Raw genomic sequence first — 21,554 nt, 5'->3', positions numbered from 1 at the left:
AGGCAGGATATGTTCCCGTAAAAAGGAAGGTGTCCTGCCTTTTTGTATTTCTTTTCAGTTTTACAAATATGAATCTACAGCAGAGTAAATTGATTTTTCTCAAAGGTCAGAAGCCCTTCATTCCGCATCCTGCACAGCTCATTGGACATAGCACTGCGGTCTACGGAAAGAAAATCCGCAAGCTGCTGTCGGTTGAAGGGAATGGTAATGGAACTACTGTTCTGCTTTTTTGCCTCTTCGGACAGATAAGAAATCAATTTTTCCCGCGTGGTACGCTTTGATATATGTCCAAGCTTCTGTACGAGTTTCCTGTTCTTATCAGATATTGCAAAAAAAAGATTCTGCAGTACGATTGAATGGAAACGGCAGGCTGATGAACAGACGTTCAGCATTTTCCGTACATCAAAGAATATGACGGTGCTGTTGTCCACAGCAATAATATCATTCAGAATCGGTCCGCTTCCGGGGGAGACATAGGCTTCTCCGAACATTTCACCGACATGGATGACGTTGACAATGCTCCGGTTTCCCCAATAGTCATCCCGCTGGATGTGCAGCTTCCCTTTTACCAAAACCGTAATATGGGTCAGGTGTTCCCCCTGCCTGAAAATATATTCCTCTTTTTTATAAATACGGGATTTTGCCTGGAAACATCCGAGTATTGTATTGACTTCGTCTGCCCTTACACCAGCAAACAGCTGTGTCTCTTTGAGCACAGGCACATATTTTTCCATATAAAATCCTCTTTCTGTTGTAAATACAACCGAATTGTTTTGTTTATTGTATTATGATAGCTACAGAAAAGCAAGGAGGAGTTCATATGATCAGAAAAATTATTAAAATTGATAAAGAGAAATGTAACGGATGCGGTGCCTGTGCGGCAGCCTGCCATGAAGGTGCGATTGAAATGATAGATGGGAAGGCAGAGCTTACCCGTGAGGATTACTGTGACGGTTTGGGGGATTGTCTGCCAACATGCCCGGCTGATGCGATTTCATTTGAGGAACGGGAGGCGCCTGCCTATGATGAGGCGGCCGTATTCGCTGCAAAAAAGGCTGGCTGTCCCGGATCAAACGCAAGGACGATTACAAGAAATGCAGCGGATTCGGATGTTTCTGTTACCGCTATCCCTGTCAGCAGCCAGCTAAAGCAATGGCCTGTACAGATAAAACTCGCACCTGTAAAGGCGCCTTATTTTGAGAATGCCAATCTGCTAATTGCCGCGGACTGTACGGCATATGCCTATGGGAATTTCCATAGCGAGTTTATCAGGAACCATATTACGCTGATTGGGTGCCCCAAGCTTGATGAAGGGGATTACACGGACAAACTGACGGAAATGATTGCAGGAAATGATATCAAGAGTGTGACGGTTGTAAGGATGGAAGTTCCATGCTGCTGCGGAATTGAACATGCGGTAAAAGAGGCTCTTAAAAGGAGTGGCAGATTTATACCATGGAGAGTTGTAACCATTTCTACGGATGGGAAAATTCTTGATAATTAATTGTTTTTCATGAAAGAAATATCTATAAAAGTATCTTACAGGAATTGGTCTGACGAACCTAATCGTTCGCAGACCAATTCCTGACTGGAAAAATCTTAATGAGTGTTAAGATAGTGTATTGAGATAAAGCTGTAAATTCTCCGCTAATTTGCCTATATGCACCCCGTCTACGAAAGAATGATGAACTTGGACAGAAAAGGGAAGCATGATTTTTCCATTCCTTTTTTCATATCTGCCCCAGTCAAATAATGGTGTTGCGTTATTTTTATTTCCGGAATCTGTGTGGGAAATATGGGTATATGCGACCCATGGAAAAGCGGAGAACTGGAACACATCATTCCCTAGCGGCGCTGTAAAGTAATCTTTTTGCGCCTGTTCTGTTTCAGACGCGAGAGTTACATATTCTTCCAGTGTATCTGTCATTTCCACATTCACAACCTTGAACAATTCCGTATCTTTATTCAGATAGGTAAATGCGGTGTGAATCTTATCAAATATCACCGGTTCTCCGTCAACAAAGCGACAGCGAAATTCTTTGATCTGATTTGAGCATTTGGAAACGGCAAATACGAATGAAAATGTAAAGGAGTACCCACGCTTTTTGATTACATCCAGAAAATGTGTGACATCTAAATCAAAAGTGACACAGTATTGCGGTTGGGCATAGTTTCTGAAGATTTGATAATGCAATGTCCTTTCCCAATTAGCTAAATCAATTTTCTTCATCGTATTCTCCATCTTATTTCCTCCTTTATTTCCCAGCATATATTCTGATTCTGCGGAACGTTTCAAAATAAGTTCCGTCCGGCGTTTGTGTTCTTTCTAACATTTCTTCGATTACCCTCTGGCGGAAAGCTGCCTTTAATTCCTGGGGAACCTGTTTAAGAAACGGTACAAGGCAGGGCTGGTCAATCCAACGGATCATATCAGAAGCGCTGGGGAAATATCTGTCTCTATTTAGTTCTCTAATTGTACAGGAAGAAAATCCGACCGCTGAAAGAAAATCTGTATACTGTGCTTTGGACGGCATAAACCACGGCCATTCATAGTCTTTAAAATATTTTGCATACGGATGTTCCGCTATGATACTTTGAATCACGCTGACAAAATTAGCACAATTACCGGCACCTCCAAAATCCCACAGTATTTTTCCGTTTGTTTTTAACGCTTTATGTGCATTCTTCAAAAGCCGTCTATGGTCTTTCACCCAATGTAAGGCTGCATTAGAAAAAATAAGGTCAAATTCCTTCTCGAAATTCATCTTGTTTATGTCCATATGCGCGAAATTCAGATTATTTCTGTGAATCATTCCGGCAGTTTCAATCATGTGAAGAGAAGCGTCTATTCCCAGCACCTTTCCCCGTGGCACAAATAATGCTAATTGTTCTGTCAGAATCCCGTCCCCGCATCCAAGGTCCAGTATCGTTTCATTTCCGTTGAACGAAAACTCTGAAATCAGGTCATTCCCCCATTCTTTTTGGTGTTTTGAAGCAGTTTTGTATTTCTCTCCGTCAAATTCGAATGTATCCATGCAAAATCCCCTACTCTGATATGTTTTATTGAATTATACTTCTTTATATAATATAGTTCAAATATATGATTTTTATAAAATATATAAATTGTAGTTATGGAGTGCACAAAGAAATAATAAAAAAGGAAGACGCTTGCTCATAAGAGGAAACATCTTCTCCTTTCTATAGGATTGTATGATAGCGGGCAATGTTCTTCCAGTTATTCGGGAAACCCATTTGCTCCAGCAATTCGGTTTCAGTAATGTAAATGAACTTTTTATTTAATTTCCCTATTTCCAAAACAAGTTTTCTTTTGAAGTTAGAAAAATCTTCTTTTGTTAATAAGTAGCGGAAAGCAATGACAACAGCAAACAAATCCTGTTTTCCATAGGCATCCTGGTTTCTCTTTTTGGGGATTCTCCGTGGGCACAGGCGTTTTGATGCCGCCATAGTAAAATCTCCTGTAATGTAAAAGAGGGAGATACCCGTCGGCTCTCCCCCGCCTGTGGGCTTCACAAGTTTCCACAGAACGATCACTGAGTTTAATATAGCAGAACGTTGAATTATACATCTCTATATAATATAGTTTAAATATATGGTTTATAAAAGATATATAAATTATAATTATGGAGGAGTTATGAACACATTTGATAATCTCACAAAATACAAGATATTTCTTTCTGTTGCTGAAAAGAAAAGTATATCCAAAGCGGCCGCTTCGCTGTATATTTCCCAGCCGGCAGTAAGCATCACCATAAAGAAACTGGAAGAGAATCTTAACACCACGCTTTTTATCAGAAAATCAAAGGGAGTGGAGCTGACAGAGAAAGGAAGACTGCTGTATGACAGTGCGAAAAAAGCGCTTCAGATGCTTTCGGATACGGAAAAAAGTCTTAAGTCTCCCTTTTATGCAGGACATTTGCGCATAGCCACCAGCAATGTGTTGTGTAAACATTTTCTCAGGTCTTATCTGAAAGAATATTTGAGCTTATATTCTGATACAGATCTGGCAATCACATGTACGTCCTCGGCAGAAGCATTTGTTATGATTGAAAAGTGCAGCATTGATCTGGCGTTGGTAGTGAAGCCGCCAAATCCCGAAAGGTTCATGTATCATTCCCTGGGGATGATTGAGTATATTTTTGTCTGCACGCCGGCTTATAGGGAGAAATGGGACTGCCAGAATGATGAAATATGCGAATATCATGCTCCTTGATAAAGATAATATATCCAGGAAGCATATTAACACTTACTATGCAAAAAATAATATCATTCCCCTGCATATTCTTGAGGTAAATAAAATGGATATGCTGATTGAATTTGCCAAAATGGGGATTGGAATTTCCTGTGTTGTGAAACAGTTTGTAGGGCAGGAGTTAGAAACGGGCTGCCTGATGGAAATCACCTTGTCCAATCCTGTTCCGCCTCGTGAAATCGGTTTTTTATATCAGGATATACAGCCGTTCAATGACAATATTCTGAAATTTATCCATGCAAAACCTGTCGCTAACGGTGTTTCTATATCTTGAAGGAAAAGGAAACATTTACATTTTTCTCTTGACTTTAAAATCCTACATATGTAATATTAATTTTGAGACAATAGCTTAATAAATTTTTTGACTTTAAATCCTACATGCGTAGTATTTCTTTTGAAGCCTATAGATACGCGGGATTTAGAACAGATGAATGGAGGCAGATATGAGGTTTGAAGGAAAAGACAGGTACAAGCAGAAGATGGGAAGAAACTGGTTCGTTCTTCTTCTTATCGTGCTTTTGAGTATATCCGGATGTGCTGATACATCCCAGACGGAATCTGGAGATGATGAACAGGGGAACGGGGCGGCAAAGTCCGGGAAGGAGGCCCAGGAGAAAGCAGACCCAGTGATCGAGATTGGATATGAGCTTTTTAGAGATGCTGAGGAAGCAGGACGTATGGAGGATTTGGAAATGTTCCGCAGTATTGTAAACCAATTTGGTAATCATGGTTATGCGGCCGTTGACGGAAGGAACCAGATTGACATGGCAGAACCGGAGCAGGTCATCAGCTTCTGCGGGAAAGTAGACGCGAAAGAGGAAGGAGAGCTGACCATTCTTAAAATCAATGACCTGGAGGGAGTCTTGGACGGGATTGTGAAATATGACCTGAAGACAAAAGACGGAGAGGTAGAAGCAACCACCAGTTATTACAAGTATAAGGATCAGGACATGGAAAAGGTGTCTACAGCCGGTTTTCATGCGGACCGGTGGGAATACACGGAGGACGGATATCTGATGTTTTCCGGCAGTTATTTTTCCGAACAGTTATATGTGCTCACTATGAGTGAAGCCAGCGAGTATGCTGCGCTTAGGGTGCTGCCTTTAGACGAAACATGCAGGGAGCTGAACCGGCAGTATATCCTTCCTGCCGGTTATGAGAGGAATAACCTGTTTCTGGTGGATTGGAATGAGAATGATTTTGGGACGTTGGATTTCTATGATCTGTATGACCTGTTTTACCCCAGGGTAAACGGCGGGCAGATCCCATATGGTATGGACGATAACTTAGGGGTCGGCGCGGTATACAGGATACCGGAGGATGAATTTGAGAACGTCATTCAAAGATATATCAACATAGACAGCGGTACATTGCAGTCAAAAACGGTTTTTTATCCGGAGGATGGGACGTATGAATATAAGCCGAGAGGCTTTTATGAAGTGGAATATCCGGAGTATCCATATCCGGAAGTAGTTCAGTATACGGAAAACAGTGACGGAACCATAACGCTGACAGTAAATGTGGTATTTCCTTATGCAGGCATTTCCAAAGTATATGCCCACGAGGTGGTGGTCCGCCCTTTGGAAGGCGGAGGGGTGCAGTATGTATCTAACCGGGTTATACCGTCAGAGGAGAATCAGGAGGGAACCTGGCATAAGCCGCGTCTGACTCCGGAACAGTGGGAAGAGATGTATGGAGGCATGGAATGATGGAAAATGTGAAATGGCTGATTCAAAAAAAGGGCGTTTTCATCATAGAATTGCTGGTTATTGTTATCGCCTGTGTCATAGTTTTAAAAGGACCAAAGCAGAATAATTCAGGAGAGGAAAACATAGAGGAAATCAGGGCGCAAAAGGCAGAAGTTCCTGTTAATCATATGGAAGGAATAGATGCTGACGAGATAGACGGGGACGAAATAGATATCGGCAATATTACTGCAAAATCTTCTGATTCCCAGGCGCCAGTTACCCAGGAGAGGAAAGTCTGCCTTTTTACAGAGGAAGAAAAGAAGAAGATTCAGGAGACGGCTTTGACGGCAGCAGAGCAGGTAAAAGGTATCTATCAGAATATAGAGGTCGCTGACGGCCCTGCTTTTTCATCGAATATTGCAGAGTTTACAGGCGAGCAGTGTAAGGAAGTGGTCTCACTTCTTGGACAGGCGGGGTTTGTAAGCATTACGGAGGACTGCAATATGGTAAATCCGGAAAGGCTCCACGCATTTTACGCCGATTATCTGAATCAAAAAGAGTCCATGTTCACAATCTTCCAGGTGAATCCGGACGGCCTGATCGGTGCATTTACTTTCCTGTACAGGATGGATGAACTGCAGACCTATTATGTAGGGATAGGCTGGCAGCAGGGCGGCATACCTGAGATAAGGAATACTTTGGAAAACAGCATAGCAGAAATAAAATTAACGGAAAAAGGATATTTTATTTATTCATATGAAATCCTGATTCCACATTCAAGCCTGCGCCAGTGCTTTAGAACAAGTCCCATATCAGATAAGTGCAGGGAATTAACCAAAAAGTATTTATCCGGCCTAAGCTATGTTAATTATAATATGCTTGTGACGAACTGGGACAGCAGCAATGTGGAGGATATTCTGATGCCTCGTATGTTTGAAGATATTTATCGTATTTACACAGGTGAGATTTTCAGAACGAAGGACAGGACTGTCCCTGCAGAAGTGTATGAACAGGTCATGACCGCATGTTTTCCGGTATCTGTAGAACAGGTACGAAAGGTATGCGGCTATGATGCAGGCAGTGGCAGTTACCCCTATGAAATGATATATGCAAGTCCATACCCGCCTTTTGGAGAAGTGGTTGATTATACGGAAAACGGGGATGGAACGATAACGCTGTTTGTCGATGGTGTATGGCCGGATTATAATTCGGATTATGCGTTTACTAATATGATTGTTGTACAGCCGTTTGAAGACGGGACTTTTCGATATCTTTCTAACGTGATAGAGCAGAAGGAGCTGGAAATTCCGGTAATAGAGTGAAAGGAAGATAATATGCCGTTGCAGAAGAAATGTATTTTGGTTATGGTGTTTGTGCTTGCTGCTATTTTGTGTGCTTGCGCAGAGATTCCGGACAGGAAGGAATCTTCTTTAGAAAAAGAAACACAGAAAAGGAAAGAAGATGCAAAACAATGGGAAAAAGGCTACAATCTTCCGGTCGATGATAAGGAAAGGGAAGAGGCAGAGGAGGATTGTATCAGGATGGCGGAGGCGGTTTCTGATGTGTACACTTTATCAGACGGATTCTCTGATGAGACCATTCAGATGATGCAGGAGAAAGCCGGGGAAACAGGGGAAGCGGTCCATTCAACTCTGTTGTATTCCAATATGGAAAATTATGAGAAAATGGATGGCTTCCTGGAAGAATGCATAAAAGGAAACAGTGGATTTGCGGTAGTTTATGAGATACAGTCTGATGGAGGGATAGGAAGAAGAAAATATACGTTTGACGGGAATGATATGTATGTCCTAAGTGCAAGGGCAGCGTGGCGGGAAGACAACCATCCAAGGGTGGAGTATATTTCTTATACCAAAATAAAGGACTGGAGTTACACAGACAAGGGCTGGTTCTGTTATGAAATGTGCGTTCCCGAACCGCCGGAAGTAACGGAGATCGTGGATGGAAGCTGTCTGCTCCGGATAAAACCAATGACTGAGGAACAAAAAGAGCTGTCTGAAAAATGCGTCCGAGATATCGGGTATAAAGGGAATAATCTGCTGTGTTCTGATTGGGACGCAGAACATATGGAGAAATTGGATTATAATGGACTGTATGAATATCTGTATAATATGAAATACCAGGAGACCTTTTTGCCCGCAGATGATCAGGATGGGATCCCGCAGGATGAGTTTGAGAGTCTGCTCATGGAGTATCTGCCAGTGACAGCAGAACAGATACGGGAATATGCCGCATTTGATAAAGAAAGCCGGAGATACACGTGGGAACGGCTAGGATGTGGAAATTATGATCCGAATTTCTTCGGGACATCGCTTCCGGAGGTGACGGATATCAAAGAAAATGAAGACGGAACGGTTACGCTGACCGTCGATGCAGTGTGTGACATGGTTATATGTGATGACAGGCTCATAACCCATGAACTGACCGTAAGATTTGCAGAAGACGGCAGTTTCCGCTATCTGGGCAATCGGATTCTTGGTGACGGGATCAGGGAAATCCCAGAATACTGGTATCGGGTTGGGGGGCAGATAAAAGGTTTGGATATTTATAGGATATTGACTTTAGATATTTATTCTGCTATGATGAAAGCATGTACTTGCATGAAAGGATATTATTGATGATAAAACTGCAGAGAGGGGGAGGAGAAAATGGATGAGACAAGCCAGAAGATCATCGATGCGGCGATGGCATTAGTCCGAGATAAGGGATATGTCGCAACAACCACAAAAGAAATTGCAAGGGTAGCCGGTGTAAATGAGTGTACCTTGTTCCGCAAATTTGAGAGCAAAAAGGATATTGTTTTACAAGGGACAAACCAAGCGGGCTGGCGGGCGGATGTGACACCGGAGATTTTTGAAAATGTTGAGTGGGATTTGCAGGCAGACCTGAAAATGTTCATGGGGGCATATATTGACAGGATGACGCCGGATTTCGTGAATCTGTCAATCGGTCTGAGGGCGCCGCAGCTCTATGAGGAAACCAAAGAGCTTATCATGAAGGTTCCCCAGGCATTTTTGAGGACATTTACTGATTATCTGAATAAAATGTGCGCGATGGGCAAAATACCGGAGAAAGATTTTGAGGCTCTGGCATTGACCGTATTTTCGGCAACATTCGGCTATACATTTCTGAATGCATCGTTCGGAAAAGAGCTTACAGAGATTGAAAAAGACAGGTACATTAATGAAAGCGTGCAGATGTTTGTAAAAGGAATCGATCCGTAAGATTTGGCGCTGTCAGAGGGCAGTGCCAAAAAAAGAAATATAATGCATGCAAGCACACGCATTGAAGAATGGAGGATGCTATGAAACAGATAACAGGTGCGGATTTATTTGTAAGGGCGCTAAAAGAAGAAGCAGTTGACACATTGTTTGCTTATCCGGGGGGACAGGCGATAGATCTGTTTAATGCACTGTATGGGGAAAAAGAAATAGATGTGATCCTGCCTCGCCATGAGCAGGGGCTGATCCATGCGGCAGACGGTTATGCACGTTCTACGGGTAAAGTTGGTGTCTGTCTTGTAACAAGCGGGCCAGGGGCTACGAATCTTGTCACAGGGATTGCTACGGCAAATTATGACAGCGTTCCGTTAGTATGTTTTACGGGCCAGGTGGCGACAAACCTTATTGGGAATGACGCCTTTCAGGAGGTAGACATTGTAGGTATTACAAGAAGTATCTGTAAATATGCCGTAACGGTACGAAACAGGGAAGATTTGGCGGAAACAATCAAAAAGGCTTTTTATATTGCAAAGACCGGAAAACCGGGGGTAGTGGTTGTTGATCTGCCAAAGGATGTCCAGCGGGCTTATGGCAGTGATTTCTATCCGGAGGAAATTGCGGTCAGAGGCTACAAACCAAATACCTCCGTACATATGGGACAGTTAAATAAGGCGCTGGACATCTTAAACCATGCGGCGAAGCCTGTGTTTCTGATTGGCGGCGGAGTTCATATTGCCCATGCAGAGAAAGAGATGACACAGCTTGCAGAGCTGACAGGTGTGCCTGTCATTACGACAATCATGGGAAAAGGCGCAATTCCGACAACGAACAGTTTCTATGTCGGCAATATAGGAATTCATGGGAGCTATGCCGCCAATGCAGCGATCAGTAATTGTGACGTCCTTTTTTCCATAGGGACACGGTTTAATGACCGCATTACGGGGAAAATAGAAGAATTTGCGGTAAATGCAAAGATTATCCACATTGACGTGGATGCGGCATCTATTTCCCGCAATATTGATGTGGATGTTCCGATTGTAGCTGACGCGAAAAAGGCCATAGACGCTTTGCTCAAAAAGGCAAAGCCCCTTCATATCTCAGAGTGGACGGATAAAATCAGCCGTTGGAAAAAGGAATATCCGATTGATATGGGGAAGGTTGGTCTGACGCCGCAGATGATCATTCAATCCATAAATGAAGGGTTTAAAGATGTTGTTGTCGTTACGGATGTAGGGCAAAATCAATTGTGGACAACACAGTTTCTTGATAGCGGTGAGAATAAACAAATGTTGACATCGGGCGGTCTAGGGACAATGGGGTATGGTTATCCTGCGGCAATCGGGGCAAAACTTGGCAATCCGCATAAGGATGTTATTGTCATATCCGGCGATGGCGGTATGCAGATGAATATCCAGGAAATGGCGACTGCGGTTGTTTATGAACTGCCAATCATTATCTGCATACTGAATAACGGATACTTGGGGAATGTACGGCAATGGCAGGAAATGTTTTATGAAAGGCGGTATTCGAGTACATGTATGCGTTATCGGAGAAGCTGTGAGATTGGCTGCAGCCAGCCTGGTTATGATTGTCCGAAATATACGCCAGATTTCATTGCACTGGCAGAAAGCTATGGTGCAAAAGGAATCCGCGTCACAAAGGCAGAAGATATAAAAACAGCTTTAGACAGTGCAAAGCAGAATACAAAAATGCCTACGGTGATTGAGTTTATCATAGACAGAGAAGCCAATGTCCTGCCGATTGTTCCGCCGGGAAACGCCCTGAATGACATGATTTTAGAAAGAGAGGAAAACAGGGAATGAAAAAGAGATGGATTTGTCTGTTTGTTGAAAATGAAATAGGTGTACTCGCCCGTATTTCGGGTTTGTTTTCCGGAAAATCTTATAATCTGGACAGTCTGACAGCCGGAGTTACTGAGGACAGCACCATATCACGGATGACAATCAGCCTGACAAGTGATGACCGGACTTTTGAGCAGATAAAGAAGCAGCTTAGCAGGAGTGTTGAGGTGATCAAAGTGGTAGATTATACAGATATACCTATCCACATGAAAGAAATTTTATTTGTTAAGGTGAAGCATTGTTCAGATGCGGACATAACGGAACTATTCCGGATTTCAAAAGTATTCGGGGCTGCAATAATTGACTATGACGGCGCTACCGTCCTTTTGGAATGTACCCAGACAGAAAACAGGAATGATGATTTAATCGCATTGCTGAAAAGAAAGTTTGTAAACAGGATTGAGATTGTAAGGGGTGGAAGTGTTGCGGCTGAAGCTGTCAGTGTCTCGGAAAGATAGAGAAACCGTACAGGAGTCAGCCGCTGCTATGAAGTGAAACAATAGTATCAAGGGAAAAGGGGCTCCTGAGAAAGGCAGTCCCTTTGTTCCTGCAGGCAACGAGCCAAGTGGGCATATTTGTTGTATGGACATTTGACTTTCTATCCAGAAGCTCCTTAATGCCATATATTTATCTTAGAAAGAATGTGCTGCGTTATTTCTGCCGCGCTGTTGCCGGAAGCATCGTCATTCGCGGCGATATTTGCTGCAAAGAACCACGTATTGTCAGGGGCTTCCACATATCCTACAAACCATCCGTTTACATCCTTGCCGTCGATACAACCGGTGCCGGTTTTTCCATAGAGGTTTCCGGCTTCGGAAGAGGACAGGAGGATAGAGTCCTTTACTGCATTAACATTTTGGATGCCAAAGCCGAGGTTGTTTTCATAAAGCTTTCGCAAAAGCTCCACCTGTTCGATGGGGGAAATCTTTAAAGAAGATTCCATCCAGTAGGAGGAGAGGCCGCCTTTGGTATTCTCATTGCCGTATCTGATTTCCCGGATATAGCGGTCAATGGCGGAGGTTCCAAGCTGTTTATCTATTTCCTGAAAGTACCAGTTCACGGAGGCGCTCATGGCGGACTGCAAAGTCTGGTCAGTGTTCCATTCCTGGAACGGATAAAGCTCTCGGTTCCATTCCATGGTGGAATTTTCCGGTGTAATGACGCCGGCCTCCAGCCCGATCAGGGCGTCATAGATTTTATAGGTAGAGTCAGGAGAGACCCGCAGAGCGGCGCGGTCCATATCATAGATATTCCACGTATCCTGTGCCATATCGTATAGGACGAAGCTTCCTTCGTATCCTTGAAAGCAGGAAGATAAATCTATGATGTTGGTATTTTTATGGGATGAATCCCATCCATAATAATCATCCTTTGCTGCATTTGCAGACAGCAGGGGAGCCATGCTTATGAGGAGAACTGTTACCATCAGGAATGCCGTCATGCCTGTAAGCCGTTTCTGTGCGGTGGGCGTCTCGTAGGCGGCGATATTGAGGATACGCCGCTTCATCTGTGACATGTTTCCGCTTAATCCGGCGGCAAAGGGAAAAGCAGGGCGGGACAGCTTTTCGGCAAAATGGATCAGCGTCATTCCGTAATCCTCGTAGGAATCTGGTTCAAGCATATTCAGTACGGACGTGTCGCAGGCGATTTCCCTGTCATTTCGCATTTCCTTAAGTGCAATCCAGACCATGGGATTGAACCAGTAGAGGATTCCCGTGAGGGTCATCAGATAGCCTGCAAGCGCGTCTTTGTGCCTGTAATGCTGCAGCTCGTGCAGCAGCATGTAGCGGATCTGGTGAAGCCCGTTCATTCCGGATGGACTTGAACCGCAGGACGCTTGGCAGAATTTGTCGGTATCTATCTTACTGTAATCGGAGATGATGTGGATGGGAAGATAGATATGCGGCCTTAGGAACCCTATGATAACCGGCGACTGCAAAAAATGCGGTACTGTATATGGGAATCTCTTTTCTGATATGGAGTTCTTTCAGGCAATGGCGGTATAGTCTGCGGATTGCCGGATTTTGGAGGGGGGAAGGGCAGATTGTCTGATGTTCTGCAGGCGGAGGGAGGATCTGGCTGTCAGAACAACCATGACAAGGATACCGGCGAGCCAGATTCCCAGTAAAATGGTTCCGGCAATGGATGGCGTCTGATTGCTTATGGAGAGAGTAAAATCATTCAGCCAGCCCGAATCTCCTGCAGGAGTCGTCACATCTCCTTGATTTACAATGTTTCCGGTATCGGGCAGGGCGGGGTTACAAAATGCCAAAAGCCGGGCAAGAAGCATTGGAAAACCTGTCAGGCGAAACGGCAGGAACGGAACGGTAAGCAGGCCGAGCAGCAGAAACCACAGGTGATACTGCATCCGGCCTGACAGGATATTTCTCAATAAATGCCTGGCGGCCAGAAGGATTCCAACCAGGGCACAGATGAATAGGTTACATATAAGAAAACGAATCATAAAATCAGCCATAGGTATTGTCTCCTTTTTGTTTCCTTAACCCGGACAAGCCGGAGCGCAAGATTTCGTTAGGAACAGTTCCTGACGAAAGTTACAAACTCATTTATCCTTTTTTACAGAAAGCAGGGTGCGAAGCTGTTCAAGCTCCGTATCGGACAGACCGTCATTTTCTATGTATGCGGACAGCATGGCAGTAATATCCCCGCCGTAAAAGCGTTTCAGAAACGAACGGCTTTCCTGGCCCACATACTCCCGTTCCAATACAAGCGGGGTGTAGACGAATATCCGGCCCTGTTTCTCATAAGAGAGGGCGCCTTTCGTCACCAGACGTTTGATCAGGGTTTGTATGGTTTTGGGGCTCCAGACGGTGGTTTTCAGTAACTTCTCAGTGATCTCATTGGTATTGATGGGCGCGTACTTCCATACGACCTTCATCACTTCATATTCAGCTTCGGAAATCTGCGGCAGAGCAGCCATGGTAAATCCCTCCAAATCTTACGTGTGTAATAAAGATATTATAGAGGGGATTCAGGGGATTGTCAATTGTAGAAGAACATAGAGCGGATCAATTAGGTTTATTGGATGGAGTGAGCATGTTTCAGCAGATCCGTTTTTATTTGTATGAAACAGATTTTGAAGGAGAATACTATAATTATGATAAGAAAAAGTTTAGATTTTATTCGGAATGGCTTTTATATAAATCATAATGAAGAAAATTTAAACTTGGCAAATAGAAGGCATGGTAGTATCTTTGGTTTAAGAGGTGGATGGAATAGTTTACATATAAATTAAAATGATGATAAAATGAACGAAGGTGGAAATATGAACCTATATTTCGAACTATTAAAAAACCGGTCTTCAACATGGAAGATGTAAATGTGTTTTACAATAATATAGATAGCGCACGTTCGGCGATCAAGCGATTGATGAAAGAGGGAATGGTGGCCAAGATTCGTAATAATATGTATACCTGCGTTAGCGGAGAAACTGGCGCACCGGTTGCGAATCGTTTTCAGATAGCCAGCCACATTACGCCAACATCATATGTGTCTCATCATCCAGCCATGTAGTATTATGGAATTACAGATCAAGTCTATTATGATGTGTATGTATCATCAAGGACTAGCTTCCGGAATTTTACATTTGATGGTTATACGTTTTGTTTCGTAGCGTCAAAAAATTCAGAGGGTATTGAGAAGCCTCCTTATAGCGGAGGTGTTGCAGTGACCAATTTGGAGCGAACCATTGTTGACAGCATTAAGGATATGGACAAGATTTCGGGCATTGAAGAAGTGGTGCAGAATGTGGAAAGTATGCACAGAATACAGGAGAAAAGACTGATCAAGTACCTGGAACTTTATCAAAATCAATTCTTGTATCAGAAGATGGGATATTTATTATGGCAGCACAAGGAACAAATGGGATTGACTGATTCATTTTTTGTAAAATGTAAGAAACAAATAGGCAAAAGCAAGCGTTATCTTACACGTGATCAGGATGGCGGCTGCTATGATGATACTTGGAAACTGGTTGTTCCGGATGATTTGCAAAATATGAAGAATGGGGTAATGATGGATGCCGATGTATAATAAAACAGAGATTGGACGTATTGCACAGTAGCATGGATTTGTGAGAGATACCTTTGAAAAGGTCTTGCACTTGAAGGATGTATTGAATTATCTGAATGAAGAAGAATATCTAAGAGACCATCTGCTTTTAAAAGGTGGAACAGCTATCAATCTGGCGGTGTTCAATCTACCACGTTTGTCTGTGGATATTGATATGGATTACACACCAAATGATACGAAAGAAGAAATTGTGGAAAGAATTAAGGAACATCCGATGGCAATTTGGAAATGCCAACAATAACATATTGAGTTTGAAGTGATGACTGGTAGACTGAATAATATAAAATCTGCAAAAACCGCCCTTTATTCAGCAAAAAGGGAATGATTTGTTATAGCCAGGCATTTATTTTCATATGTTCTACCTGACAGAAGAATTGTAAAGCATATTATCAGGAAGGGAGAACGATAGAGTATATGAAACGTACTTTACAGAAATGCAGCGTATGTTTTTTATCAGCGCTATCCTTGGCAGCCGTTGGGCACGTGGTTGGGGAGATGAAAGCAGCAGTGTATCCGGCCGGCAGCAGGGGAGTAAAAGTGCCGTTTGCCAGGATTGAATCTCAGGAACAACCGGGGGCGGCTGATGGGGAGCCGTATGCGTATACGGAACCGGAGTGTGTCCTGTCAATGGAAGAACAGAAAAAAATACAGAATGAAGCAGTATCGGCGGCAGAAATGTGTGCAGGTTATTATTATGCCGAAGAGTCAGTAAATAGCAGCAAGGACAGCGGTTATGCTTCGGTTATTGAATTGACAGAACAGCAGAGAAGAGATATTGTCAATGTGTTGGGCAACAATGGAATGGTAAGTGTTTCGGATGATATGAATATGCGTAACTATGAAGATGTAGAAAATTTTTATTCCCAATACCGCATAGGGCAGGAGGCACTGGTTACAATTTACGAACCTTTTATAGACGGGACATTTTCTTCCAGAACCTTTGTCTACCGGCAGGGAATACTGCAGACCTACTATATCGGGATTGGATGGCAAGACAATGGTATACCGGTTATACAGGCTGCCAGAACCAACGATATTGCAGAAATCCGGTTGACGGAAAAGGGATATTTGATTTATACAAATGCAGTAATCGTTGCACATGGCAATTTGAAGGAGTACTACAGGGTTAAGCCTCTACCGGAAACCTGCCGGGAGCTTACCCAAAAATATGTTTCTGGACTTAGTTATGTGAGTTATATGGTGATGATAACGGATTGGGACAGCGGAAATGTGGAAGAAATTTTAAGGCCATGCATGTTTGAGGATGTTTATCGGATCCATACAGGGGAGGTATTTGTACCAGACGGTGAGGGGATCCCGGCAGAGCTTTATGAATCTATTATGATGACTTATTTCCCGGTAACAGCAGAGCAATTAAGGGAGTACTGCAATTACGATGCAGCCACGGATACATATAAATATGAAATGAGTATCTCGCAGCCTTTGCCGCCGTTTCCCGAAGTGGTGGACTATAAAGAAAATGTGGATGGAACGCTTACACTGTTTGTGGACGGTGTATGGCCGGATTATGGTTCGGATTATGCCTTTACAAATCAGATTGTGGTAAGACCGTTAGAGAATGGGGCCTTTCGTTATTTATCCAATTCCATCCAAAAACAGGAATTAGATATTCCGGTAGTGGGGAAACGGTGAGAAAATAAGACGGGGCTGTAAGATTGTAGATAATATAAGTTATTCTTGACTTAAAATCTTACAAATGTAATACTATATATAGATTATACGACCAGAAAAGGTAAGGAACGTTATGAAGTATAGTAAACAGAGAAAAATAGAATGCCAAAGGAGTTTATTTGAAAGTATCTTTTTTGTTGCCGCAGGTAGCTTTGTTGTCTTATTACTTTATTTCGGTTGTGATAAGGCAATCTCCCCTGAAAAGGAATTTTCAGGGGAGCCGCAGGCAGAAGAAAGCAGGGAAAATGTGGATGGCAGCTCTTATGGGAAAGAAATAGAAGAGGCGGTGAGCATCCTGGAAAGCGAAGAACAGGAACAGCTTCAGGAAGCCGCAATATCAGCCGCCGAAGGATGTGCAGATTTATATAAGGACATCAAGGTGCTGGATACGACTTTTTATCAACTGGGGCAGAGGACAAAAGAACAAAGGCGGGAGACAGTCAGCCGGATGGGCGGGCTTGGATATGTTTCAGTGTCAAAAGGCATCAATATGGAAAATTATGAAGAGGTAGAAATGTTTTATTCCAGATATTCAGATGGAGAGGAGGCCCAGGTTACAATATGTGATATCTATGGGGACGGCCGGTTTGGATGCCGCACTTTTCTGTACCGTGCAGGGAAGCTGCAGGTTTACTATGTGGAAATTACATGGCAGGAAGGAGGCGTGCCCATACTGTCCCATACATCCGTATGGGATTTGGAAGAAATCAGGCTGACAGAAAAAGGGTACTTTATCTATACCAATAAAATAAAGATATCACATGGAAATTTGCGGGAGCACTACAGGATAAAACCATTAGCTGAGGACTGCAGGGCGCTGACAGAGAAGTATATATCCGGCTTAAGCTATATAGATTATAATCTGCTGACTGTTGACTGGAACGGCAGCAATGTGGAAGATATAATAATGGATACTATGTTTGGGGATATTTATCATATGCATACGGGAGAATATCTGAAAGTGCATGGAGGAAGAGTTGACGCAGAGATATTTGAAGAGATTATGACAATATATTTTCCTATAACTATAGAACAGCTTCACCATTGCTGCGGTTATGATGCGGATAGCGACACTTACGAATGTGATTTGTTTTCAGTCAGGCCATATGCGCCGTTCGGTGAAGTGGTGGACTACACAGAGAATGAAGACGGTACATTAACTCTCTTTGTGGATGGCGTATGGCCGGATTATGATTCGGATTATGATTCGGATTATGCGTTTACAAATCAAGTTGTCATACAGTCATATGAGGACGGTACATTCTGCTATTTGTCAAATGTCGTAGAACAGCAGGAAATGGAGATTCCGGTCATAAAGAAATGAATAATATACACAAAATACCGATACATGACATAATTTGATTACTTATAGAAAATAACTTATTTGGCGCATTTGAAAACATCTTTCCCTTTATCAACGGAAAAGATGTTTTTGAATAATACAGATAATTAGTCATTTAAAGGAAATATATACCCTAAAAATGTAAAAGAACTACTAAAAAGCTCTTCAATAATGTTTTCACTTGTGATATTTTTTTCGATGCTATTAAAATATTTCTTGTCCAAAAAATTAAAACCATATTTAGGAATACGATCACTCGTAATTATCAAATTATTTCCATAGTTCATTATATGTTGATGATAGTAATTCGCCCATTCATTATTTAAATTACTGCTTTCTCCATCAAATTCTATAAATGGTGTAAACTGATTTAATACAGTCAGATTTTCGTATTTATAAGCGCCTATGAAAATTTCTGAAAAATCAGTTTCAAATATTTGGCTATAAATTTTTCTGAAAATTGAGAGTATTGAAATAATACATGCAATATTTACTTTGCTTTTTCCAGCGTTATTAGTAAGTAGAATCCTTAGTTTTACACTTCCATCTCCTATGATTTCCATAAAATTATGAAGATTAGCTTCAACTATATTATTGGGATTTGTTACTTCTCCTACACTAAAAACGATGGAGTGACCTACCCGTGATATACTATGTTTATTATTTGGATCTTCTAAACTATGTGAAAGCTGTTTTAAATCTGCATTAATAAATTGCTCCCATACACTATCGTTATTTGTAGTTCTTAAGCTAAAACCAATATCCAGATAACCAAATAAATTAGGAAAAGAATTTATTGGTGATATTGCCAATTTTTTTTCTATTCGACTAAGTTCATGTTCTCTTTTATAATACATTTGACTTAGCCTAGTTGAATCATTGACTAGGAAGGAACCAGAAGACAGGCGTTCATATATTTTTCCGCTATTTGTTATATATGGTGGAGTAGGCCCTTCTTCAACTTTTATTACGAAAATTGTTCTTTCATCATCTGTTATAAATTTTTTGACATCAAAATTTGGTGCTGGAGACAAGGCATCATGAATCAATGTATGAATTCTTTGTTCAGTCCATTTTGTACATCCGTATATTTTTTTGTCATCCGATACACCTAAAAAAATATAGCCACCGTATGTGTTAGCTAAGGCAGATATTTCTTCTAACATCTTTTTTGTGTTTACTTGATCACTTTTGAACTCGAAATAAAAAGATTCCTCTTCAAAAGTACGGCTTTCCCACGTCCTGCAAACAGCGTTTCCCACAACCCCATAAGACAGCCAGTTACCCACATTCCCACAAATCCGAACTTTTGGATTTTACCACAGTGCCTACGTCGGCGAAATCCCGCGCATCATTTATAACATGAGTAATCTTAATCTTTTAATTTTTTTCAGACATACCATTGACATTAGATATACTGTGTGGTACGATATATAGCAAGGAGGTACAGTATATGAATATTGATGATTGGAAATCCCAAATCAAACGTGGGACACTTGATTTTTGTATTCTGTTAATGATAAGGCAGCGACCATCCTATGGATATGAAATTATCAGCACATTAGAAAAATATCCTATTTTAGCTGCAAAAGAGAATACAATTTATCCGCTACTCAGACGATTAATGAAAGAAGAATATGTTTCGTCCTCATGGCAAGAAAGTGCCGAGGGTTTGCCGCCGAGAAAATATTATTCCATTACAGACAAAGGACTTGAATATATTTCTACTATGTCTAAAGAATGGAATAATTTGTTAAATGCAATCAATGAAATTAAAGGAGAATAAGACTATGGAAAAAAATTTGAATGACTATCTTGATAAGGTTGAAAAGTATCTGAAACCCTTGCCGATATCCGAGCGAGTTGATATTGTTAAGGAAATCAAGAGTGAAATCCTTGAATTACAAAGCGATGGAAAAACCGCAGAACAAATCACTGGACGGCTGGGCAATCCCAAAGAATTGGCAAAAGCGTATCTGGGGGATTTGATTGCAAAAAGCGATTCTTTTAATTGGAATAGAGTCCTTGCGATTTGTGCCTATTATAGTCTCGCAAGTCTTTTCGGTTTGATTGTAATACCGGTTCTTGCAATTTGCAGCCCGGTGTTCATCATTTGTGCAATAGCCACTCCTATTATGGGCTTTGTCAAATTGATTGATGCATTACTGAATTTAGGTATTCCCTATGCTAACTATATCGGCATTTCCGGGATTGAAAATCCGGTAGCCGTCTTTATTATTAGTATTGTCATGGGAGTAATTCTGTATCATATTGGGCGTGGGTGTTGGAAACTTCTGGTCTATTATATCAAAGGTGTCAGCAAAGCCAAACAGCATTTGTCCATCTAAAATAAAAAAAGCCAAGGAGCCAGTTGGTATGAAAACGAAAAGTAAAGTTGAAGGTGATAAATTAGCAGCATTTGCAAGGTTAGAAGCATCCAGAAAATTATTTTCCGAATCAATAGAATGTGATGTGGAAAGGGATGAGGCTATGAATGCAAAATATGGCAGTGTTTTGATGCCAATGACTTGCAGATGTCAGTCAGACGACCGTTGAGGTGGTGCTTGGGGCAATAGTTAAAGACAGCAGGATTAAGTGCATGGGGCGGCAAGGAACACAAGATATATGCGAAACGGATAACAAAATAATGAGTTTATGTATGGCATCTGTCAGCAATGGCGGATGCTTTTCTAATCGATAGCAGAAGATTTTAAAGCTAATCCGGAAAATGCGGCAGCGGCTATTAAGGTGTCATAGGATGAAATATGCAAAAATTGCCCCTCATTTTGCAAAAACGGAAAGGACTGTTGTTTTGGGCAGATGTAAATGATAAAATAAAACATTAAGGTGGCAATCATGCAGGTAGAATTATTATCAGATAAATATAAGGCTCATATACTTACCAACAAGAACGTAGATGAAATATATGATCTGCTTAGCAAGAATATCTTATATTATGAATATTGTCCTCCCTTTGTTACACGGCAGACGATCCAGGAGGATATGAGAATATTGCCGCCTGGCAAGGTAATCGAAGATAAATATTATATCGGGTTCTGTCAGGATGGAAAGTTGATTGCAGTTATGGACTTAAACGATGGTTATCCCGAAAAGCTGATTGTATATATCGGTTTTTTTATGACGGATATTTCGGTACAGGGTCGTGGAATAGGAACGGAGATTATTGATTATTTGTGCAGATATCTTTCTGGTCTGGGATATGAGTCGGTTCGGCTGGCATGGGTCAAGGGGAACCCGCAGTCGGAACACTTTTGGCTGAAAAATGGTTTTACACCATTGATGGAAACGACGAGCAACGTTGCAGAGGAAGTCATCTTAGCTGAAAGAATCCTGTAAAATGGAGATTAA

At 41.8% G+C, this 21,554-nt stretch carries 24 protein-coding genes and 1 pseudogene; 18 read left to right on the top strand and 7 right to left on the bottom strand.

What is annotated here, in order from left to right; genetic code table 11:
- Positions 1-74: 74 nt before the first annotated feature.
- Positions 75-734, bottom strand: coding sequence for a Crp/Fnr family transcriptional regulator (locus GN277_RS28670; RefSeq protein WP_159757783.1), 660 nt, complete (start codon positions 732-734; stop codon positions 75-77).
- 86 nt (positions 735-820) lie between these two features.
- On the opposite strand from GN277_RS28670, the gene GN277_RS28665 reads away from it, so the two are divergent.
- Positions 821-1,504 (top strand): ATP-binding protein, encoded by a 684-nt coding sequence (locus GN277_RS28665; RefSeq protein ID WP_159757781.1) that lies wholly within the window; start codon positions 821-823, stop codon positions 1,502-1,504.
- 105 nt (positions 1,505-1,609) lie between these two features.
- On the opposite strand, the gene GN277_RS28660 is transcribed toward GN277_RS28665, so the two are convergent.
- From GN277_RS28660 to GN277_RS28650, 3 genes are all read right to left on the bottom strand, one after another.
- A complete protein-coding gene (locus GN277_RS28660) occupies positions 1,610-2,242 on the bottom strand; it encodes a chloramphenicol acetyltransferase (RefSeq protein WP_204162869.1) in 633 nt (210 codons plus the stop codon).
- Between the two features lie 13 nt (positions 2,243-2,255).
- Positions 2,256-3,035, bottom strand: coding sequence for a class I SAM-dependent methyltransferase (locus GN277_RS28655; protein ID WP_159757780.1), 780 nt, complete (start codon positions 3,033-3,035; stop codon positions 2,256-2,258).
- A 163-nt stretch (positions 3,036-3,198) separates the two neighbouring features.
- The gene (locus GN277_RS28650; protein WP_159757778.1) at positions 3,199-3,465 is read right to left on the bottom strand and encodes an Abi family protein; all 267 of its coding nucleotides are present in this window, start codon (positions 3,463-3,465) and stop codon (positions 3,199-3,201) included.
- Positions 3,466-3,652: 187 nt separating this feature from the next.
- Here GN277_RS28650 and GN277_RS31070 point away from each other — a divergent pair, with 187 nt between their 5' ends.
- The 8 genes from GN277_RS31070 to ilvN all read left to right on the top strand — a co-directional run bounded on the left by GN277_RS31070 (position 3,653) and on the right by ilvN (position 11,517).
- Entirely contained in the window at positions 3,653-4,231 is a 579-nt protein-coding gene (locus tag GN277_RS31070) for a LysR family transcriptional regulator (RefSeq protein ID WP_159757776.1), read from the top strand.
- Complete coding sequence (locus tag GN277_RS31065) at positions 4,200-4,544, top strand: LysR substrate-binding domain-containing protein (protein ID WP_159757774.1); 345 nt, start codon at positions 4,200-4,202, stop codon at positions 4,542-4,544. The genes GN277_RS31070 and GN277_RS31065 overlap by 32 nt, the downstream gene beginning before the upstream one ends.
- 169 nt (positions 4,545-4,713) lie before the next feature.
- The gene (locus tag GN277_RS28635; RefSeq protein ID WP_244325027.1) at positions 4,714-5,979 is read left to right on the top strand and encodes a DUF6070 family protein; all 1,266 of its coding nucleotides are present in this window, start codon (positions 4,714-4,716) and stop codon (positions 5,977-5,979) included.
- Positions 5,979-7,280 carry a DUF6070 family protein gene (locus tag GN277_RS28630; RefSeq protein WP_159758036.1) on the top strand — a complete coding sequence of 434 codons (1,302 nt, stop codon included), beginning with the start codon at positions 5,979-5,981 and terminating at the stop codon, positions 7,278-7,280. Before GN277_RS28635 ends, GN277_RS28630 begins: the two co-directional genes overlap by 1 nt.
- Positions 7,281-7,292: 12 nt before the next feature.
- Positions 7,293-8,594, top strand: a complete 1,302-nt coding sequence (locus GN277_RS28625; protein ID WP_244325026.1) for a DUF6070 family protein — start codon at positions 7,293-7,295, stop codon at positions 8,592-8,594.
- 30 nt (positions 8,595-8,624) lie between these two features.
- Entirely contained in the window at positions 8,625-9,200 is a 576-nt protein-coding gene (locus GN277_RS28620) for a TetR/AcrR family transcriptional regulator (RefSeq protein WP_159757772.1), read from the top strand.
- A gap of 80 nt (positions 9,201-9,280) precedes the next feature.
- Positions 9,281-11,020, top strand: coding sequence for a biosynthetic-type acetolactate synthase large subunit (gene ilvB / locus GN277_RS28615; RefSeq protein WP_159757770.1), 1,740 nt, complete (start codon positions 9,281-9,283; stop codon positions 11,018-11,020).
- On the top strand, positions 11,017-11,517 hold the full coding sequence (gene ilvN, locus GN277_RS28610; protein ID WP_159757768.1) for an acetolactate synthase small subunit: 501 nt from the start codon (positions 11,017-11,019) through the stop codon (positions 11,515-11,517). Before ilvB ends, ilvN begins: the two co-directional genes overlap by 4 nt.
- A gap of 155 nt (positions 11,518-11,672) precedes the next feature.
- Here ilvN and GN277_RS28605 read toward each other — a convergent pair.
- Together GN277_RS28605 and GN277_RS28600 are read right to left on the bottom strand one after the other, a co-directional pair.
- Positions 11,673-13,535: pseudogene (locus GN277_RS28605) on the bottom strand (BlaR1 family beta-lactam sensor/signal transducer).
- 87 nt (positions 13,536-13,622) lie between these two features.
- Positions 13,623-14,000: a BlaI/MecI/CopY family transcriptional regulator gene (locus GN277_RS28600; protein ID WP_016220655.1), complete on the bottom strand. Its 378-nt coding sequence runs from the start codon at positions 13,998-14,000 to the stop codon at positions 13,623-13,625.
- Between the two features lie 446 nt (positions 14,001-14,446).
- Here GN277_RS28600 and GN277_RS30765 point away from each other — a divergent pair, with 446 nt between their 5' ends.
- The 5 genes from GN277_RS30765 to GN277_RS28580 all read left to right on the top strand — a co-directional run bounded on the left by GN277_RS30765 (position 14,447) and on the right by GN277_RS28580 (position 18,167).
- Positions 14,447-14,593, top strand: coding sequence for a hypothetical protein (locus tag GN277_RS30765; protein ID WP_244325025.1), 147 nt, complete (start codon positions 14,447-14,449; stop codon positions 14,591-14,593).
- 153 nt (positions 14,594-14,746) lie between these two features.
- Positions 14,747-15,112: a hypothetical protein gene (locus GN277_RS30760; RefSeq protein ID WP_244325024.1), complete on the top strand. Its 366-nt coding sequence runs from the start codon at positions 14,747-14,749 to the stop codon at positions 15,110-15,112.
- 70 nt (positions 15,113-15,182) lie between these two features.
- Positions 15,183-15,392 carry a nucleotidyl transferase AbiEii/AbiGii toxin family protein gene (locus tag GN277_RS28590; protein WP_244325023.1) on the top strand — a complete coding sequence of 70 codons (210 nt, stop codon included), beginning with the start codon at positions 15,183-15,185 and terminating at the stop codon, positions 15,390-15,392.
- Positions 15,393-15,565: 173 nt separating this feature from the next.
- A complete protein-coding gene (locus GN277_RS28585; protein ID WP_159757765.1) occupies positions 15,566-16,804 on the top strand; it encodes a DUF6070 family protein in 1,239 nt (412 codons plus the stop codon).
- A gap of 112 nt (positions 16,805-16,916) precedes the next feature.
- Positions 16,917-18,167, top strand: coding sequence for a DUF6070 family protein (locus GN277_RS28580; protein WP_159757762.1), 1,251 nt, complete (start codon positions 16,917-16,919; stop codon positions 18,165-18,167).
- A 125-nt stretch (positions 18,168-18,292) separates the two neighbouring features.
- Here the strand turns inward: GN277_RS28580 and GN277_RS28575 are convergent, their stop codons facing one another.
- On the bottom strand, positions 18,293-19,474 hold the full coding sequence (locus GN277_RS28575; protein WP_159757759.1) for an AlbA family DNA-binding domain-containing protein: 1,182 nt from the start codon (positions 19,472-19,474) through the stop codon (positions 18,293-18,295).
- 164 nt (positions 19,475-19,638) lie between these two features.
- Between GN277_RS28575 and GN277_RS28570 the strand changes: the two genes are divergently transcribed.
- The 4 genes from GN277_RS28570 to GN277_RS28555 all read left to right on the top strand — a co-directional run bounded on the left by GN277_RS28570 (position 19,639) and on the right by GN277_RS28555 (position 21,542).
- A complete protein-coding gene (locus GN277_RS28570) occupies positions 19,639-19,971 on the top strand; it encodes a PadR family transcriptional regulator (RefSeq protein WP_159757756.1) in 333 nt (110 codons plus the stop codon).
- Positions 19,972-19,975: 4 nt separating this feature from the next.
- Complete coding sequence (locus GN277_RS28565) at positions 19,976-20,533, top strand: DUF1700 domain-containing protein (protein WP_159757753.1); 558 nt, start codon at positions 19,976-19,978, stop codon at positions 20,531-20,533.
- A gap of 28 nt (positions 20,534-20,561) precedes the next feature.
- Positions 20,562-20,741 carry a hypothetical protein gene (locus GN277_RS28560; protein WP_159757750.1) on the top strand — a complete coding sequence of 60 codons (180 nt, stop codon included), beginning with the start codon at positions 20,562-20,564 and terminating at the stop codon, positions 20,739-20,741.
- 300 nt (positions 20,742-21,041) lie between these two features.
- Positions 21,042-21,542, top strand: coding sequence for a GNAT family N-acetyltransferase (locus tag GN277_RS28555; RefSeq protein WP_159757747.1), 501 nt, complete (start codon positions 21,042-21,044; stop codon positions 21,540-21,542).
- Positions 21,543-21,554: the final 12 nt, after the last annotated feature.

This window comes from Sporofaciens musculi, assembly GCF_009830285.1.
In the GTDB taxonomy this organism is placed as follows: Bacteria; Bacillota; Clostridia; order Lachnospirales; family Lachnospiraceae; genus Sporofaciens; species Sporofaciens musculi.
The sequence above is the reverse complement of the archived record's forward strand: the minus strand, read 5'-3'. Positions and strand labels throughout refer to the sequence as shown.

What these genes read in the sequence shown, in the direction of transcription:
- GN277_RS28670 (WP_159757783.1), bottom strand. Translation starts at nt 734, where the DNA reads ATGGAAAAATATGTGCCTGTGCTCAAAGAGACACAGCTGTTTGCTGGT.
- GN277_RS28665 (WP_159757781.1), top strand. Translation starts at nt 821, where the DNA reads ATGATCAGAAAAATTATTAAAATTGATAAAGAGAAATGTAACGGATGC.
- GN277_RS28660 (WP_204162869.1), bottom strand. Translation starts at nt 2,242, where the DNA reads ATGGAGAATACGATGAAGAAAATTGATTTAGCTAATTGGGAAAGGACA.
- GN277_RS28655 (WP_159757780.1), bottom strand. Translation starts at nt 3,035, where the DNA reads ATGGATACATTCGAATTTGACGGAGAGAAATACAAAACTGCTTCAAAA.
- GN277_RS28650 (WP_159757778.1), bottom strand. Translation starts at nt 3,465, where the DNA reads ATGGCGGCATCAAAACGCCTGTGCCCACGGAGAATCCCCAAAAAGAGA.
- GN277_RS31070 (WP_159757776.1), top strand. Translation starts at nt 3,653, where the DNA reads ATGAACACATTTGATAATCTCACAAAATACAAGATATTTCTTTCTGTT.
- GN277_RS31065 (WP_159757774.1), top strand. Translation starts at nt 4,200, where the DNA reads ATGATGAAATATGCGAATATCATGCTCCTTGATAAAGATAATATATCC.
- GN277_RS28635 (WP_244325027.1), top strand. Translation starts at nt 4,714, where the DNA reads ATGAGGTTTGAAGGAAAAGACAGGTACAAGCAGAAGATGGGAAGAAAC.
- GN277_RS28630 (WP_159758036.1), top strand. Translation starts at nt 5,979, where the DNA reads ATGGAAAATGTGAAATGGCTGATTCAAAAAAAGGGCGTTTTCATCATA.
- GN277_RS28625 (WP_244325026.1), top strand. Translation starts at nt 7,293, where the DNA reads ATGCCGTTGCAGAAGAAATGTATTTTGGTTATGGTGTTTGTGCTTGCT.
- GN277_RS28620 (WP_159757772.1), top strand. Translation starts at nt 8,625, where the DNA reads ATGGATGAGACAAGCCAGAAGATCATCGATGCGGCGATGGCATTAGTC.
- ilvB (WP_159757770.1), top strand. Translation starts at nt 9,281, where the DNA reads ATGAAACAGATAACAGGTGCGGATTTATTTGTAAGGGCGCTAAAAGAA.
- ilvN (WP_159757768.1), top strand. Translation starts at nt 11,017, where the DNA reads ATGAAAAAGAGATGGATTTGTCTGTTTGTTGAAAATGAAATAGGTGTA.
- GN277_RS28600 (WP_016220655.1), bottom strand. Translation starts at nt 14,000, where the DNA reads ATGGCTGCTCTGCCGCAGATTTCCGAAGCTGAATATGAAGTGATGAAG.
- GN277_RS28585 (WP_159757765.1), top strand. Translation starts at nt 15,566, where the DNA reads ATGAAACGTACTTTACAGAAATGCAGCGTATGTTTTTTATCAGCGCTA.
- GN277_RS28580 (WP_159757762.1), top strand. Translation starts at nt 16,917, where the DNA reads ATGAAGTATAGTAAACAGAGAAAAATAGAATGCCAAAGGAGTTTATTT.
- GN277_RS28570 (WP_159757756.1), top strand. Translation starts at nt 19,639, where the DNA reads ATGAATATTGATGATTGGAAATCCCAAATCAAACGTGGGACACTTGAT.
- GN277_RS28565 (WP_159757753.1), top strand. Translation starts at nt 19,976, where the DNA reads ATGGAAAAAAATTTGAATGACTATCTTGATAAGGTTGAAAAGTATCTG.
- GN277_RS28560 (WP_159757750.1), top strand. Translation starts at nt 20,562, where the DNA reads ATGAAAACGAAAAGTAAAGTTGAAGGTGATAAATTAGCAGCATTTGCA.
- GN277_RS28555 (WP_159757747.1), top strand. Translation starts at nt 21,042, where the DNA reads ATGCAGGTAGAATTATTATCAGATAAATATAAGGCTCATATACTTACC.